Annotated in this window: 12 protein-coding genes and 3 pseudogenes; 5 read left to right on the top strand and 10 right to left on the bottom strand. The window is 58.1% G+C overall.

Annotated features, from left to right (window positions below; all coding sequences use genetic code 11):
• Positions 1 to 363: 363 nt before the first annotated feature.
• The 4 genes from FGD77_RS09325 to FGD77_RS09310 all read right to left on the bottom strand — a co-directional run bounded on the left by FGD77_RS09325 (position 364) and on the right by FGD77_RS09310 (position 2,747).
• Positions 364 to 666 (bottom strand): FmdB family zinc ribbon protein, encoded by a 303-nt coding sequence (locus FGD77_RS09325; RefSeq protein WP_255008839.1) that lies wholly within the window; start codon positions 664 to 666, stop codon positions 364 to 366.
• A 60-nt stretch (positions 667 to 726) separates the two neighbouring features.
• Positions 727 to 1,236 (bottom strand): AmiS/UreI family transporter, encoded by a 510-nt coding sequence (locus tag FGD77_RS09320; RefSeq protein ID WP_255008837.1) that lies wholly within the window; start codon positions 1,234 to 1,236, stop codon positions 727 to 729.
• A gap of 85 nt (positions 1,237 to 1,321) precedes the next feature.
• Positions 1,322 to 2,548, bottom strand: a complete 1,227-nt coding sequence (fmdA, locus tag FGD77_RS09315) for a formamidase (protein WP_255008835.1) — start codon at positions 2,546 to 2,548, stop codon at positions 1,322 to 1,324.
• Entirely contained in the window at positions 2,529 to 2,747 is a 219-nt protein-coding gene (locus tag FGD77_RS09310) for a hypothetical protein (RefSeq protein ID WP_255008833.1), read from the bottom strand. Before FGD77_RS09310 ends, fmdA begins: the two co-directional genes overlap by 20 nt.
• 118 nt (positions 2,748 to 2,865) lie before the next feature.
• Between FGD77_RS09310 and FGD77_RS09305 the strand changes: the two genes are divergently transcribed.
• The gene (locus FGD77_RS09305; protein ID WP_255008831.1) at positions 2,866 to 3,600 is read left to right on the top strand and encodes a winged helix-turn-helix domain-containing protein; all 735 of its coding nucleotides are present in this window, start codon (positions 2,866 to 2,868) and stop codon (positions 3,598 to 3,600) included.
• Here FGD77_RS09305 and FGD77_RS09300 read toward each other — a convergent pair.
• The 3 genes from FGD77_RS09300 to FGD77_RS09290 are packed head-to-tail and all read right to left on the bottom strand — an operon-like array spanning position 3,570 to position 8,032.
• A complete protein-coding gene (locus FGD77_RS09300; protein ID WP_255008829.1) occupies positions 3,570 to 4,733 on the bottom strand; it encodes a sensor histidine kinase in 1,164 nt (387 codons plus the stop codon). The two genes, FGD77_RS09305 and FGD77_RS09300, sit on opposite strands and share 31 nt — an antisense overlap.
• Positions 4,730 to 7,372 carry an ATP-binding protein gene (locus FGD77_RS09295; protein ID WP_255008828.1) on the bottom strand — a complete coding sequence of 881 codons (2,643 nt, stop codon included), beginning with the start codon at positions 7,370 to 7,372 and terminating at the stop codon, positions 4,730 to 4,732. Before FGD77_RS09295 ends, FGD77_RS09300 begins: the two co-directional genes overlap by 4 nt.
• Before the next feature lie 39 nt (positions 7,373 to 7,411).
• Positions 7,412 to 8,032: a transposase gene (locus tag FGD77_RS09290; protein WP_255008826.1), complete on the bottom strand. Its 621-nt coding sequence runs from the start codon at positions 8,030 to 8,032 to the stop codon at positions 7,412 to 7,414.
• Positions 8,033 to 8,413: 381 nt separating this feature from the next.
• Here FGD77_RS09290 and FGD77_RS09285 point away from each other — a divergent pair, with 381 nt between their 5' ends.
• The 3 genes and pseudogenes from FGD77_RS09285 to FGD77_RS09275 all read left to right on the top strand — a co-directional run.
• Positions 8,414 to 8,839 (top strand): MbcA/ParS/Xre antitoxin family protein, encoded by a 426-nt coding sequence (locus tag FGD77_RS09285; protein WP_255008824.1) that lies wholly within the window; start codon positions 8,414 to 8,416, stop codon positions 8,837 to 8,839.
• Positions 8,840 to 9,401: 562 nt separating this feature from the next.
• Positions 9,402 to 10,327 (top strand): annotated as a pseudogene (locus tag FGD77_RS09280) (tyrosine-type recombinase/integrase).
• 13 nt (positions 10,328 to 10,340) lie between these two features.
• Positions 10,341 to 10,673: pseudogene (locus tag FGD77_RS09275) on the top strand (transposase zinc-binding domain-containing protein); the annotation flags it as partial.
• 393 nt (positions 10,674 to 11,066) lie between these two features.
• Here the strand turns inward: FGD77_RS09275 and FGD77_RS09270 are convergent.
• Complete coding sequence (locus FGD77_RS09270) at positions 11,067 to 12,578, bottom strand: arylsulfatase (RefSeq protein WP_255008822.1); 1,512 nt, start codon at positions 12,576 to 12,578, stop codon at positions 11,067 to 11,069.
• A 179-nt stretch (positions 12,579 to 12,757) separates the two neighbouring features.
• Here FGD77_RS09270 and FGD77_RS09265 point away from each other — a divergent pair.
• Positions 12,758 to 13,027: pseudogene (locus FGD77_RS09265) on the top strand (integrase core domain-containing protein); the annotation flags it as partial.
• On the opposite strand, the gene FGD77_RS09260 reads toward FGD77_RS09265, so the two are convergent.
• Both FGD77_RS09260 and gyrB read right to left on the bottom strand, forming a co-directional pair.
• Positions 13,024 to 13,500: a hypothetical protein gene (locus FGD77_RS09260; protein WP_255008820.1), complete on the bottom strand. Its 477-nt coding sequence runs from the start codon at positions 13,498 to 13,500 to the stop codon at positions 13,024 to 13,026. The pseudogene FGD77_RS09265 and the gene FGD77_RS09260 overlap by 4 nt on opposite strands.
• A gap of 317 nt (positions 13,501 to 13,817) precedes the next feature.
• Positions 13,818 to 16,235, bottom strand: coding sequence for a DNA topoisomerase (ATP-hydrolyzing) subunit B (gyrB, locus tag FGD77_RS09255; protein WP_255008817.1), 2,418 nt, complete (start codon positions 16,233 to 16,235; stop codon positions 13,818 to 13,820).
• Positions 16,236 to 16,299 lie beyond the last annotated feature (64 nt).

Below are 16,299 nucleotides of genomic sequence, written 5' to 3'. Positions count from 1 at the left end.
GTTCTTTAACACTTCCCTCTCCCTCCTCGCGGAGTAATCGGTTTTCTTTGCGAAGGCGAGAGTTTTCCTTTTCAACACCCTCATGCGGTCCCAACATCAGATCATCATTCTGATGGTGCTGACCCACTTGTTCAGGATAGAAACGCCAACCCCCAAATCTGATGTAATCTGAGGGCGCGTCAACCCACTGGTCGTTGCTATGCGAACCGCATCACGTCTAAATTCCTCGGTGTATCTTGCTGCAATTTCTTGTCTCCTCCATTGTAAACATCGCTCGAAAGAGACCGGACCTAAACTGCGACAAGACCACATGAGCACAGCCCGTTTCGGCAGGCCTTTCAACCTTGAGAAACGCTTCGTGGGTCAGTGACCGATCATCCACTTGTATCGCGTTGGCCGCTCCTTTGGTTTTCCGATTTTGCACAGCGGGCAGCCGCAGCCTGCCAGATGTTTCTTGTTCACCACCCGCGGTTCGCTACCGCTTTTTTCCGAGCGCGACATGTATCCGCGCAGTTTCGAGTTCATCAGGTTGAGCCCGGGCAAGGCCACTTGGCGCGGGCTCGATTTAGTGCAGTTGGGACAACTGATTGCACTGGCTGCATCGACAATGGTGTTCCATGTATCGAACGTTCCGCAATCGTCACATGCGTAAGTGTAAATCGGCATCTTGCCTTCTCCCCTTGTTGATTTGCTCTGTTCCGACATCCGGCACCGGAGCGGTCCATTTTACAAAAGTCCTTCGAGTATTAGGAACCCAGGCACCCAGCCGGTCACGATGCCCGCGAACAGGGTCGCTGACGCCGTCGCCTTCAGGATCGGACGTTGCAGGGCCAGCAGCAGGAAATACATGAACCACACCACGGCCCAGATCGCCCAGTTGATCCCCATCCAATAGTCCAGCGTGGTCTGCGCCGTGGCCAGCGTCCTTAGTGCGACGGGCGTCACGGTGATGGCAACGAACAGGCTGAACCAGCCCAATCCGCGCCCGTCCACGGCCACCAGCCGGTTATAGGCCACCCAGAAGTACGTGGTCGCGAACAACAGCGTCAGCGATCCGGCACGGGTCGACTCCGCATCGGCCCCGGCGCCGAAAACCGAAAAAAATGCGACCAGCATGGCCACGGTTCCGGAGACGACATTGATGACGACAATCTCGCGATCCTCGATCTTGCCCGACAGCCAAAGACCGTTCAGGAACAGGACCACGCCGACATACAGCAATAAAAATCCTAGCATTCTACCTCAGTGCCTCCCCTTTTGGCCGGGCGACCGGGTATCGGCCCCGGTCGCACAATTTTGGTCTCGCAATCGCCAGAAGACCTTAGCTGGTCTTGGCGACATCCGCGCCGGTGACCTGTTTGGTCGGTCCGGACGCGTTAGGGTTGATATCGAAATCGAAGATCGCCGTCGGTATCGCCAAGGTGGCGCAAACGTTGGGGATGTCGACGATGCCCGCTATTCGCCCTTCGACCGGGGCGGTGCCCAGGATCATGTAGGCTTGTTCGCCTGAATAACCGAATTTCTTCAGATACTCGATCGCGTTCAGACAGGCCCGGCGATAGGCGACATGAGCATCCAGATAATACTGCTCGCCGGTGTGCTCGTCGACCGAGATGCCTTCGAAGATCAGGTAGTCGTCAAAATGCGGGTCGATCGGGCTGGGCTTGAAGATCGGGTTTATGACGTTGTATTTTGCCATGCCGCCCTTGATCACATCGACGCTGATGTCGATCCAGCCGGCCATCTCGATGGCACCGCAGAACGTGATCTCACCATCGCCCTGCGAAAAGTGGATATCGCCCATCGAAAGCCCCGCGCCCTTCACATAGACGGGGAAATAGACCTTCGAGCCGCGCGACAGGTTCTTGATGTCGCAATTGCCGCCATGTTCGCGTGGCGGCACTGTCCGCCAGGCTTCGGCGGCGGCGGTGCTTGCGGCGTCGCCTGTCATCTGCCCCATCAGGGCCGTGTCCGAATACGGCATCGCGGCAAGTGGCGGCACCCGGTCGGGATCGGTCGCCACCAGTTCGCCCTCGCGGCGGTTGGCCTCGTCCAGCAACTTGCGGTCGGGCAGGCAGCCGATCAGGCCGGGATGGATGATGCCGGGATAACGCACGCCGGGGATATGGCGCGATGTCGTGTAGATACCCTGGAAATCCCAGCATGATTTGCTGGCATTTGGGTAATGCTCGGTCAGGAAACCACCCCCGTTCTCCTTGGCGAACAGGCCGTTGAAGCCCCATTCGGAATCCGCTTTCGCGCCCAGATCCAGAATATTGACCACCAGCAGGTCGCCCGGCTCTGCGCCCTCGACGCCGAACGGACCGCTGAGATAGTGAACGCGGGTCAGGTCCACATCGCGTATGTCGTTGGCACTGTCGTTGTTGCCGATCTGTCCGCCGGTCCAGTCGTGACATTCCACCCTGACCGTTTCGTTGGGTTTCAACATTTCTACAAATGGGATATCGGGGTGCCAGCGGTTGTGGGTCTTGACGTCGTGATCTTCCGGCGCCTTGTTGAGATCAACTTCAAATACGGTTCTTGGCATTGTGTTTCCTCCCTGGGTGCAGCGGCGTGCCGAAATCGCACCCCGTTTTGCTGATCCGATGCGAATCGCGCAGCGTCGCATGGGCAGGAAGATTGGTATCGAAGCTTTGTAATCGCAGTGTGCGCCAGAGCTGGCACTTTTGTAATTTTTTGTAACCGGATCCGCCTGCACCGGGCCTGTCGGCGACCACACCCGCCATAATAGAATTAGCTTCTCAATGGCTTGGCCCGTCAGCGCGACAATATCCTGCTTCGCGTGCCTTCCCTGCGCTACCTTCACAGTCGACGTCGCCAAATGAAACGGATTAGTGTTGATCCATGGCTGGAGAGCACATTGCAAACAAGGTTCTCGTCGTTGATGACGACAGGGGTATCTGTACCTTCCTCGAGCGGTTTCTGGGCGGCGAAGGCTTTGCCGTGCAAACCGTTCACGAGGGGCACAAGATGCGGCTGGCGCTGGCCGATGACGCGTTCAACCTGATCCTGCTGGATCTGGGGTTTCCACAGGGCGAGGACGGAATGACCCTCGCCCGGCGTCTGCGGGCGCAATATGATTATCCTCTGATTATCCTGTCGGGCAAGAATTCGACCATCGACAAGGTCGTCTGCCTGGAACTGGGGGCCGACGATTATGTCACGAAACCGTTCGAGCCGCGCGAGTTGCTGGCCCGCATGCGGTCGGTGATGCGGCGTTATTCGAAGCGGGTCGAACCCGCGCCTGATCCGGATCGGCCTGAAACGGCGCTCAGCTTTGCCGGCTGGAAACTGGATCTGGAACACCATGCCCTGCTGTCGGCGGCAGGGGAACGGACCCGGCTGACTGGTCGTGAATTCGAGGTCCTGCGAACGCTGGTTCAGCGCCGTGGTCGGATCCTGACGCGCGAACAGATCCTGGATATCGTCGCCAATCGTGCCTGGTCCCCCTATGATCGCAGCGTCGACGTGCTGATCGGCAAGATCCGGCGCAAGCTGCATGATGACGCCAGTGACGGACAATTCATCAAGACCGTGCGCGGCGTCGGTTACATGTTTGCGCCCCCTGACCGGGTCTGAGTTGCGCTTGGCAGGAAAAGCGTTACGGATGCACCCTGCCCCGGCGCACTTTCGATCTCGATCCAGCCGCCATGGGCGCGCACGAAATTGTCCACCATCGCCAGCCCCAGACCGTTTCCGTCACCGCGTTTCTTGGTGGTAAACAGCGGCTCCAGCGCCCGCGCCCGCACCCTGTCGGACATGCCGCCGCCGGTATCCGTGATCGTCAGTTCGACAAAATCCCCGGACACTTTGCGCGCCTGTTCCGCTGCCCGCATCGGCCCGATCCGCAGGTTTCGGGCCTTGATGCACAGCGTCCCTCCGTCGGGCATCGCATCGCGCGCGTTCAGCGCGAGATTCAACAGGCTTGTTTCCAATTGCCCGCGCAACACCTCAACGCGATCCAGCCGGTCCGGCAAGTCCAGCCGCACCGACCATTTGTCGCCAAAGGTCCGTTGCAATATCACGATGTAATCAGGCAATATTTCGGCCAAGTTGACCACGGATGGATTTTCGCCCGGATGGGTTCCAAAGTTCAGCATCCGCGTTGTCAGATCCTTGCCCGTGAGGGTCGCATCAATCGCTTCGGAGACCAGTTCGCGATACTCGGGATGGCCTTCGCCGATCCGCTCTTCGAGCAGCCGTAGATTGCTCAGCAGTACCGCCAGAATGTTGTTGAAATCATGGGCGATACCGCAAGCCAGTTGTCCGATTGCCTCCATGTGCTGTTTTTGCTGCAACCGGACGGCGTTGAGTTTCTGTTCGTTCAGTAACTGGATCCGTTCGAAACACCGGTCGAGCGTCGACAACAGATCCTCACTGTGGAACGGCTTGGACAGATAGTCGTAGGCCCCCGCCTGCAAAGCGTGGATCACAGTTTCCACTGAAACATAGGCTGTGATCATCAGGCAGATAAGGTCCGGGTTGATCTGACGCAGCTTGCGAACCACATCCAGGCCGCCGTTTCCGGCGCCAAGTCGGATATCGACAAGCGCCACCGCCACGTCCTGCCCCCTGACGGACTGCATGGCGCTGTCGATCCCGTCGGCGTGCAGCGCGTCATAGTTTTCCAGCGTCAACAACCGGCAAAGGCTTTCCGAGAAATCTATGTCGTCATCGACGATCAGGATGGTGCGGCGCGGCTTTTCGGTCATGATGACAATCCTGTGGCCAACGGAAGTTGAAATTGCACCGTCGTTCCGCCTCCTGCTTGACTGACCACTCTGACCTGACCGCCCAATTGCTCGACGATACGTTTGACCAGCGGCATTCCCAAACCGACCCCGAAGGCCTTGGTGCTGTAAAGTGGCTCGAATATCCGCTTTTGGATGTCGGCGTTCATACCCACACCGTTATCGGTCACCTCTAGAACAACACCGTCGGCGTCGCTTGAGGTCGACACTACGATCCGGCCCTCGCCATCATGCACATCGCAGGCCTGATCCGCATTGATCAAGACGTTTACAAAAGCCTGCCGCAGCCTTTCGCTGTCGGCAAGCACTTTTGCGTGCGACCCCAGATCACGGACGGTCGGCGTACGCAGCTCAGGTCCGATATCCGCCAATGCGCGCGTGACCCAGCCGTCCAGCTCTATCGGGACCGGACAAAACGAATGGCTGCGTGAAAAGTCCAGCAGGTCGTCGATGATCTTGACGCAGCGCCAGGCGTTGCGCTGTAACCGATCCAGTTCCCCCAGGGTTTCGGGATCGTCAGTGGCCACCGAGCGGCGCAATACATCCGCCGAGTTCACAAGTGTGCCCAACGGGTTGCGCAATTCGTGGCTGACTGTCGCTGTTACTTCGCCAATCGCTGCCAGTCTCTCGTTTACCGCTAGTTCCTGTTGCGTTTGCGCCAACTGTTCAAGCGAGGTCAACAGGTCGCGTTCCGCCAGCTCGCGACTTTCATGCGACAGCACGATCCACCACGTCCCCACGGCCAGCAAGGGCAGCAACGCAAGGAACACGCCGATCAGCACGATACTGCTGCCCAGATGGGGGGCCTCGGGGTCCGGCTCGATCAACCGATAGGTGATCAGGATTGCTGCGGCGACCACAACCGTCAAGGCCAGGAACACCCCGCCCGCCTTGACCACGCGATTGATCGTACCGGAAGCGATCTTGCGCCGCAGTCCGCCCAGCCAATGCACTGCATCGGCCTCATCCCCCTCCTCATCCTCGACCGGCGGCGCCTTGCACATGTCATGGCAATGCGATTCCAGGCTGCAACACAGCGAACAGATCGGGCGCTGATAGAACGGGCAATGCGCCATGTCGGGGCGTTCGTATTCAAAGCCGCACAGTTCGCAGCGGATGGTCTCCTGTTCGCCCCCGGAAAAGCTGAAAGGCGCGCGCGCAATATAATATCGGCCACGTGTTGCCATCCCGATCGCCACCGCCGTCACCAGCGCCAGAACAAAGGCAAGCGGCGCGGCATAGACCTGTGCAAGCGTGCCCAAGTAGCCCATGAAAGCCGCAAAGGCCACCAGCGAGGCCAGCCCCATCGCGCCGCAACCAACCGGATTGAAATCCGGCAGGTAAGCGCGTTTGAACTCGGTAAAGGAAGGACTGACCCCCAGCGGCTTGAGGATCGCCAGATCCGCGAAAATCGCCCCCACCCAAGCCGCCGCGATGACGGAATAGATCGCCAGCACGACTTCGAGCGTGTCAAACACCCCCAGCATCATCAGCAAAAGCGAGATCATGATGTTGAACAGCAGCCAGACCACCCGACCAGGATGGTACAGCGTCACGCGGGAGAAGAAATTCGACCAGGCCAGCGAGCCGGCATAGGCGTTGGTGACGTTGATCTTGACCTGCGAGATGATGACAAAGACGGTTGCCGCCGCCAGCACCACCGCCGGATCGGCGCTGACGTATTCATAGGCTTTGATGTACATATGAACGGGTTCCAGCGCCACCGCGTTGGGCAGGCCCGCCGAAACGACCAGAACCGCAAGGAAACTCCCGAACAGGATCTTCAGCCCACCGACAAGAATCCAGCCTGGCCCCGCGAGGATCACCGCCGCCCACCATCTGGCCCGGTTCGTGTCGCTCTTGTCCGGTAGAAATCGAAGATAATCCACCTGTTCCCCGATCTGGATCGACAGGGCGAACAGGATGCCCAGGGCGCTGCCGAACGACAGGATGTTAAACTGATCGCCACCCTCCTGCGTTCCCATGAAAGCGCCCCATTTCTGGATCGTTCCGGGATCCTTGATGAGGATATAGACGAATGGCAGCAACTGCATTGCGACCCAGATCGGCTGACTGATCAGTTGCACCCGGTTGATCATCGTCACGCCCATGAAGGTAATCGGGATGATGACGATGGACGAGATCAGGTAACCGAGCACAAGCGGAATATCGGCCAGCAGCAGCAGGGCCTGCGCCATGATCGCACCCTCGAGCGCAAAGAAGATAAAGGTGAAAGTGGCGTAGATTAGTGACGTGATGGTCGAGCCGATATAGCCGAAACCCGCGCCGCGGGTCAGCAAATCCATATCAATGTTGTAGCGGCTGGAATAGTAGGCAATCGGAAAGCCGGTGACAAAAATGAACACCATGGCCACCAGAATGGCCGGAAACGCGTTGGCAAAGCCGTAGCTCAACGTGATCACGCCACCGATGGCTTCGAGTGCGAGAAACGAAATCCCACCAATGGCGGTGTTTGCGATGACGAAAGGGGACCATTTTCGAAATGATCGGGCCGCGTATCGCAACGAGTAATCCTCAAGCGATTCATTGGCGATCCACGAGTGATAGGATCTGAGCAGAGGTGAATATGCGTTTTTCAAGGCGCGACTCGGCTCCAGTGACGTAACCGTGAAGTAATCTCATACCACAACCTTTGCCAATCGCCGCCTTGCGTTCGCGCCCACTTCGCTTGGCCTTGCAAACCCGCTCCCCGATGTTCGAAGGCACGTCGACGGAGCGCCGCACCGCATGTTTCGGAAATCACAAGCATAGATGGGACCGTTGCGTTGTTGAGGCCTGGTCGAGGTTGGTTTCTTGAGACTTCCATCAGGCTGCCGCAGCGAGGAGTTTCCGGGCAAAACCGATCTCGCTTCGACGTCGGGCAGATCGATTTGAATGTGGCCGTTCTTGATCGTGCGGATCGTTTCGATCGCCATGAGCGTCGCTTTCGCCGAGCGCAGAGAGTCCAAGGACTGGCGCGCTCCGAGCACCCGCGTCAGAGCGGCGTGATCGCTCTTGATCCTGTTGTTCCGCCATTTGCGATCAATGTGCGTGATACTGTAGAAATGCGGATCGTAGCCGTGGTTCAGATCCTGAATGACCTTGCGATAGCTCGGCGCCATGTCCGTGCAGATGGCGACCGGCCGGTAAAGGCGGACGCGCTCAATGGCCTTTTTCAGAAGGGCCCTGGCCGCTTTGGCGTCACGCCTGATGGATGGCCTGAAGTCGATGAACTGACCTTTCTGATCCCCGCACGCCATAGCCTCTCGGCAGATTGCTTCGCAATCGCCTGTTGGCCAGTAGATAGCGCCGCTTCCCTCCCGGAAGGATATAGGTCTCACCAACATACCAGTTTGGACCAGTCGCGGTTTGATGCCGCTCCTTTGATAGCATTTTCTGCACCAAAGGAGACAAAGAATGAGACACGTAAAAACGGACGAGTTCCGCAAGGATGCGGTTCGCATCGCGCTGACCAGTGAACTTACACGTAAGCAGGTAGCCACACAGCTTGAGTTGCCGATCCCACGTTGAGATACTGCAAATGATTGGAGGTCGAGATGCAGATAGCTGGCTTTTCACCCTCACCCGAAGGATCCGACGATCTAGAACCCCGTACGCTTTTACGAGAGGATCGTGCGCGCGTGAGCGGTCCGGGACTGCGCGCATTCGGCAACATCGCTGATCAGTTCGGCCTGAGCGAAGCCGAGCGCAAAACCCTGCTCGGCGACCCGCCGCGATCAACATATCATCAGTGGATGCCGAAAGCGCGTGATATTGACCCCTTACGCTGCCACCCGATACGCTCCTACGGGTCTCTACCATCCTTGGTATCTACAAGGCCCTGCACATCCCTTTTCGAGGACCAGGATCAGGCGATGGTCTGGCTGAAAGGACCCCACAAGAGCACCCTCTTCGCGGGCGCCTCGCCGATGACGTGTATGCTCGACGGTGGCCTAGATAGCTTCATGTCCGTGCGTCGTTATCTCGATGCTTGGTGCGCGGGACATTCGGGCGCTGCGGCGTCCGAGGGAAAAATCGAGCCTGTCACCGAAGACGACCTCGCCTGAGCGGCCATAACCGGCGCACACCGACATGGATGGTTCAGTTTGCGCGGCAGTGCAGCCCTCCTAAACAGCCCTCCATTTATCGTCCATAGCCGCATGATGTCGTTGGTTCTGCATCGCGTGGCAGCTTGTATCTCCCTGATTGCAATATTCTAATCTTCAGGAGGTTAATCAAAATCAGTAATAAAATGAAGATCTATGCAGTAGTTTCACGCGGACCTCAGAAGGGGGAGACCGTTACACCACATCTCCATGACGATGGGAAATATGTGGTATCACCAACACCGTTTGAGCGAGACCATGTTCGCGCGGCAACTTTGGAAGGCTTCGCATCCAAAATTCGGAAAGGTGTGAAAGGACGCTTTTATTTTCCTATTGCAAAGGGCCCCCGGCTTTTCAGCCAATCGTCGATATACATTGAAGGTTAACGGACCGAGGACGAAGCCGCTCCGCGGCATTGGTGCCTTTGGCTGATGGGGTGAGCCGCCCATAGCTGTGCGCATTTTGTGATCTGGCTGACCTGATTGACGATTGGGGTTTCTCAATCGTCAATCAGGAGGTTCCCATGACAGAGGAGAAGATGAGCCCGCTGCGCCAGCGGATGATCGATGACATGCGCATTCGAGGAATGGGTGACAAACATCAAAAGTCACATATTCGGGCAATCAAGGATTTCGCGGCGTTCCTTGGGCGATCACCAGATACCGCGACGCCGGAGGACCTGCGCACCTATCAGCTTCATATGACGGACGCAGGGGTCACGCCATCGACCTTCAACACGCGCATCGTGGCACTGCGGTTCTTCTTCGGCATGACCTGCGGGCGCGAGGAGATGAAGCGCTACATGCAGTTCCGGACCGAGCCGCGGAAGCTGCCTGTGGTCTTCAGCGTCGAGGAGGTGTCAGACATCCTGATGGCGGCACCCGGACCTGGGTTGAAGTATCGCGCCGCGCTCAGCATTTCCTATGGCGCAGGTCTCAGAGCCGCCGAAGTCTGCAGCCTCAAGATCGGCGACATCGACAGCGACCGGATGCTCATCCATGTCGAACAGGGCAAGGGGCAGAAAGACCGCAAGGTGATGCTCTCGCCCGGATTGCTGGAGCTGTTGCGCGCCTGGTGGCGCGAGGCGCGCCCGGAGGGCTGGCTGTTTCCCACTGCCCGGCAGGCGAATGCATGCATTCGCCGAGAGGGGGCAAGCCCAAGATCAACCCGATCTCACCGCGGCAGCTGAACCGCGCCTTTACCTCGGCCAAACACATGGCAGGCGTCAAGAAGCCCGCGACACTGCACACATTGCGGCATAGCTTTGCCACCCACCTGCTGGAGGCCAATACCGATGTGCGGGTGATCCAGGTGCTGCTCGGCCACGCCAAGCTGACGACCACTGCGCGATACACCCATGTGGCCACCAAGACGATCCGCGACACGGTCAGCCCCTACGAGATGCTGGCCAAGCTGCAGGATCAGACGGTGAAGCGAAGCCTGGAGTAGACAAGGCACTGGGGTGCCCCGGCCAAAGCTGGAGATTGCTGACATCTTCCGCGCCCATGGTCCCGCGTGGCGGCGGGCCAATGCGGGGCATGTCAGCCTTGCCCAGCTCAAGGTGATGTCGGCGATCGAGGCCTGCCGGACCGAAGCGCTCGGCGGGCATGTGGCCGGGTGCGCCAAGTGCGGCCACCATCACATCGCTTACAATTCCTGCAAGAACCGGCACTGCCCGAAGTGTCAGGGGCCAGCCGCGCGCGACTGGATGGACGCGCGGGCCGAGGACTTGCTGCCGGTGGAATATTTCCACGTCGTCTTCACCCTGCCAGCCGAGATCGCGCAGATCGCCTATGCGCTGCGGTGTGGTCCGGTCGGCCGTCAGACCGGTGAACATCATCGCGCAGACCATCGGGTTCACGAGCGAGAACAGGGTGGCGATGGCCTGCAGGGCGTATTCCATCGATAGTTCCTTAGCAGCAGTGCTTCAGGTGGACCCGACGGATTTCAGACGGGCGCTTCCAATAAACTCATTTTTGTCGCTCGCCCTGATCCCTGTCTGTGACCGCCCGGAACCTGAAGGTTGATAACGACGGTCGAACCCGCCGACGATTAGAATCGGGTGCGGATCCATATCGATACGATAGACCTGCTGAAAGCACAGCTCGATGCCAAGGCGAACCTGGTCTTGGCGATGTTATCAAAGATCACCCCGCCCTGCGCGCGCAAGGCGAGATGATGCTGCCGTTTATTGACTGTAGCCTTTGAATTCCTTCGCCCCCGCAGGAATATTCGGGTACTTTTTCACGCTCTTCTCGTAGGCCCCGATGGCGTGGAGCATCGGGTCAAAGAGCCAGGCCATGGTCAGCGTGGTGGTCCACAAGTTGAAATCTTCATGCGGGTCGCTGGACAGATCGAAGAACAACGGCAGTTGCGGCTCGATGTAGGCCTGATCGATGGCTTCGAACGCCGGGCCTGCGGTCATCCGCTTGATCATCTTGTAATTCCGCCACTTGACCGACATCAGCTCGCCATCTGTCCCGAAGAACATGTAATCTTCGCGACCGGTGGTCTTGCTTTTACCCAGCATAAAGTCCGAGGCGTCCTTGCCATCAATGGGCCGGTCCGTGGGGACCAGGCTCGAAGCACTGACCAGAGAGGCGAGCGTTGGCATCCAATCCACCGCCGCAAGCATTTCGTCGGTAACCTGGCCCTTGGCAAACTTGCCTGGCCAGCGAACGATGGCGGGAACGCGCATGCTGCCCTCGAAAGGCGTGTAGAAGAAATCGCCGCGGAACGGGCCGTTCGAGCCGCCATTCGCACCTGCGCCGCCAGAGAGACCGCCGGTGGCGTTGTCACTGCTGAGAACAACGATGGTGTTGTCCTCGACGCCTGCCTCTTTGATGCCATCCAGCACCTGCCCGACACGATAGTCCATCTCGGCGATGCAGTCCGAGTACATCCCACCGCGTTCTGGCGACGTGCCCACGAATGCCGGATTGCACTGGATCGGTGGGTGCATCTCTGAATAGCCAAGATAGACGAAGAAGGGTTTCTTGGCCGCGGCCTGTTCCTTGATGAAGTTGACAGTCTTCGGAATGAGGTAATCTGCGTCGATGACCGGACGCACATTCATGTCCAAATCCATCGCGGGCTTGGACGGCTCACCCTTCTTGCCTTCCAGAACGTGCGGCGGGACGTTCAGCAGCTCGGTCTTTTTTTCTTCTGCCAGAATTTCTTTCGCCAAAAGGTTGTACATCGGATAGCTTGTGAAGCCAGACTGGTCCCAGCTGTTCGGGATTCCCCACCACTCGTCAAAGCCCTGATCGTTGGGCAAGCGGCCTTGCACGTTGCCCAGATGCCATTTGCCATACAGCGCCGTGGCATAGCCGGAATCCGACAGCAATTCCCCGATCGTGTATTCCCACGGCGTCAATCCGTCCTGACCGCCCGGCGGCGGAAGCACGGAATAAGTGCCGGACCGGACCGGGTGGCGCCCGGTCATGATCGCCGAACGCGATGGCGTGCATTGCACCTCGACGTTGTAGTTTGTGAAACGCAAACCCTCAGCAGCCAGCTCGTCTATACGCGGCGTTGCCGTCGTGCCACCGTAAACGCTCCAGTCGCCATAGCCGACGTTGTCGACAAGGATGAACACGACGTTGGGTTTCTCGTCCTGCGCCGACGCCGGTAGGGCCACGCACATCGCCGCGCCAATCAGGGCGCAGCCAAACGTGTTGTGTATTGCGCTTCGTCTCATGTGTATTCCTTGTTCAGATTAGGTTCGGGTCGTTACGTGTGGTCCGGTTTGCAGCCAACCGGACCATTTGGTTCATTGGCGCCCCATTTTGCAGGGTGCCGGTGAAATTGCACTGTCAGTCCTTGGTGACCATGGCCTTCTGCAACTTGGCCTTGTCTGCTTCGGTCATCACCGGGTGTCAGTATTGTTCACACGACTACCAGAAAATCCTACGCCAACATGGGTTCAAGGTATCGATGAGTGGCAAAGGCAATTGCCATGATAATGCAGCTGTCGAGACCTTCTTTAAATCCATCAGGGCTGAACTGATCTGGCGACATCCGTGGGAAACACGGCGGAAGGCCGAGATGGCAATCTTTGAATACATCAACGGGTTCTATAACCCGCGCCGCCGACACTCAGCACTGGGCTGGAAAAGCCCTGTCGCTTTCGAACGAAAGGTCGCTTAAACGAGCACTTGAGCCGACACTAAAGCGCGACAGGTCCAATACCGTGCCAAGGCTTCCAAAGGCTCTTGATCATCCAGGGCCTTCGCGATTTCTTTTTCGGCGGAGCGCTCGGCAGCTTCGAAAAATCTTTTGGTGCGACGACGGGAAAAGTTGCCCGCGATATTACTCCAAAGCTCAGCCGGACCCTCGGAGTGGTTGGTTTTTCCTAGTACAATAGGTACCCAACTTAAATGGTATTCACCATTCATCCAGCCAAATCGGTGAAACGCGATTGCACGAAAATCGTTCTGGTTATCCATCATCTGAAGCTGGGCCAGCGTCAGCGGACCTGTCGCACACGGCTTATCATTTACAAAAACCGGTTCTATCCAACAGGCATCTTCAGCGACGTTTGCGGCACGGTATCCGCCTGTAAAATGTAAATAAAATCCAGTTCCGCCTGTCTGACGCGGAAGTTCAATAATCTGTGTCACGCTTGCCCCCACCCGACCTTTACCGTCAAATCCAGAGTAAGCTATAAGCTAAGTTCGGTGTAGAAGGATTTGCAGCGCCAAATGTACTGTTAGCGAACGCTATAAGTTAGCGGCAATCTGAAGCCAGACCGCAACGCGAGACCTTTACTTCACCAGTTTCTCGTTCAGAGAATTCCGAGATCACATGAAACGGAGTTTCCCAATGGCTGGATCGCTCATTTCCGCTTGCGACTCCAAACCCTTCGAACGAAGACTTATGGGCGTTTCGCGAAGAATTATGGGGTGTGCGAAGTGCTTTGGGAAATCCTACATATCAATCAAAAGTCCAGATTTTCCACATTCAGTGCGTTCTGCTGGATAAACTCTCGGCGCGGCTCGACCACATCGCCCATCAGCTTGGTAAACAAATCGTCGGCCTCGGCCACGTCATCTACCTTCACTTGCAGCAACGTGCGCGCGTCCGGGTCCAGCGTCGTTTCCCACAGCTGGCCGGGGTTCATTTCACCCAGGCCTTTGTAGCGTTGAATCGACAGCCCCTTTGCGCCCTCGGTTAGGATTGCGTCGAGCAGGTCGAGCGGACCATAGATCATCTGCGCGCGGTCCTTGCGCATCAGCTTGGCCGGCAGATCATAGACATCCTGCAATGCCTTGGTGAACGTGCCCGTGCGCTTGGCATCACCACCGCGCAGGATGGCACCGTCCAGCGTGCGGACCTCTTCGACACCGCGTAGGATACGGGCCAGACGGATGCCGTGATCCTGCGTGATTCGGCCCTGCCAGCCACGTTCATATTCCAGCGCGATCAGGTTCAGACGTTCAGCAACCCGGTCGGCAACGCCTTGCAGATCCGCCTCGACCGCGCCGGCGGTAAAGGCACCCGCGATCGCCGCCTGCTCCAGAATGTGGCGCGGATAATGGGTGGGAAACGCCTCCAAAACGCGGCGAAGCTGGCGAGCCATATCGACCACGCGCGCCAGATCACCACCGGCTATATCCTCGCCGTTGCCCTGCCGCAGGGTAACGCCCTCGATACCCTGCTGGACGAGGTATTCCTCCATCGCCGGCTCGTCCTTGAGGTACACCTCGGACTTACCGCGCGTCACTTTATACAGCGGCGGCTGCGCAATATAAAGATGACCGTTTTCAATAAGTTCCGGCATTTGCCGGTAAAAGAACGTCAGCAACAATGTCCGAATATGCGCGCCGTCGACATCGGCGTCCGTCATGATGACGATCTTATGATAGCGCAATTTGTTAATGTTGAATTCATCCCGGCCGATGCCGGTACCCAGCGCCATCACCAGATTGCCGATCTCCTGGCTTCCCAGCATCCGGTCGAAGCGCGCGCGCTCGACGTTCAGGATCTTGCCCTTCAGCGGCAGGATGGCCTGCGTGCTGCGGTCGCGCCCCGTCTGCGCACTGCCCCCGGCGCTGTCCCCCTCGACGAGGAATACTTCGGTCTTGGTTGGATCCTTTTCCGAGCAATCCTTCAGCTTGCCTGCCAGAAAGTTGACGTCCATCGCTGTTTTGCGCCGCGTCAAATCACGCGCCTTGCGCGCCGCCTCGCGGGCCAGCGCGGCCTCGACGATCTTTGAGGTAATGACCTTGGCCTCGTTCGGGTTTTCCTCGAACCACTCGGCCAGCTTCTCCGACACAAGGTTCTCAACCGCCGGGCGCACCTCGGACGAGACCAGCTTGTCCTTGGTTTGACTAGAGAATTTCGGATCCGGCACCTTGACCGATAGAACGCAGGTCAGCCCCTCGCGCGCGTCGTCGCCGGTGAAGTTCACCTTCTCCTTCTTGGCGATACCGCTGGTCTGCGCATAGTTGTTGATGGTCCGCGTCAGCGCCCCGCGAAAACCCGCCATATGGGCGCCGCCGTCGCGCTGCGGGATGTTGTTGGTGAAGGGCAGCACCGTCTCGTGATAGCTATCATTCCACCACATCGCGACCTCGACGCCGATATCGTCACGCTCGCCGACAATAAAGATCGGATCGGGCAGCATCGCCACCTTGTGCCGGTCCAGATACTTGACAAATTCCTTGACGCCGCCTTCGTAATGCAACTCAGATTCCAGAGGCTCTTCGGGGCGCTCGTCGCGCAACAGGATGCGCACACCGGAGTTCAGGAACGCCAACTCGCGCAGACGCTTTTCCAGCGTCTCAAAGCTGTAATTCAGGTTCGAAAACGTGTCGGTCGACGCCAAAAACCGCACCTCGGTCCCCTTGAGGCCATTTGCGGGGCCGACAACCTCAACATGACGAACGGTATCGCCCCGCTCGAAACGCCCCAAATGCTCCTTGTCGTGACGCCAGACGCGCAGCTCCAGCCAATCGCTGAGCGCGTTGACCACCGACACGCCGACGCCGTGCAGACCGCCCGACACCTTGTAGGAGTTGCTGTCGAATTTCCCGCCCGCATGCAGCTGGGTCATGATGACTTCGGCGGCAGAAACGCCCTCCTCCTCGTGGATCGCCACCGGAATGCCGCGGCCGTTGTCGCTGACCGAAACCGAGCTGTCGGCGTGGATCGTCACCGTCACACGGTCGGCATGGCCTGCCAGTGCCTCGTCGATGCCATTATCGACAACCTCATACACCATGTGATGCAGGCCCGAGCCGTCATCAGTGTCGCCGATATACATGCCAGGACGCTTGCGAACGGCATCCAAACCCTTGAGAACCTTGATAGAATCGGCGCCATATTCTTCTGGCGCGACGACTGCCTCGGACATGCGGAATTTCCCCAGTAATTTTGTCATTTTATAAGGGTTTCAGCGGGGGATGTCACGCAGCTAT

The sequence above is a fragment of the Roseovarius sp. M141 genome (assembly GCF_024355225.1).
In the GTDB taxonomy this organism is placed as follows: Bacteria; Pseudomonadota; Alphaproteobacteria; order Rhodobacterales; family Rhodobacteraceae; genus Roseovarius.
This window is presented reverse-complemented; position numbering and strand designations above follow the sequence as displayed.